This is a genomic window from Clostridium sp. MCC328, from assembly GCF_018785465.1.
Taxonomy (GTDB): domain Bacteria; phylum Bacillota; class Clostridia; order Lachnospirales; family Lachnospiraceae; genus Pilosibacter; species Pilosibacter fragilis.
The window spans coordinates 1-212 of sequence record NZ_WQPW01000135.1; the positions used below are offsets into that span (position 1 = coordinate 1).

1 rRNA gene is annotated in these 212 nt (G+C 57.5%); it reads left to right on the plus strand.

Annotated elements, in window-relative coordinates:
- Positions 1-212: ribosomal RNA gene (locus GPK83_RS15795) — 16S ribosomal RNA — on the plus strand; the annotation flags it as partial.

The following is a 212-nucleotide window of genomic DNA, read 5'->3' on the forward strand; positions in this document are numbered from 1 at the left end:
CATAAGCGCACAGTACCGCATGGTACGGTGTGAAAAACTCCGGTGGTATGAGATGGACCCGCGTCTGATTAGCTAGTTGGTGGGGTAACGGCCCACCAAGGCGACGATCAGTAGCCGACCTGAGAGGGTGACCGGCCACATTGGGACTGAGACACGGCCCAGACTCCTACGGGAGGCAGCAGTGGGGGATATTGCACAATGGAGGAAACTCT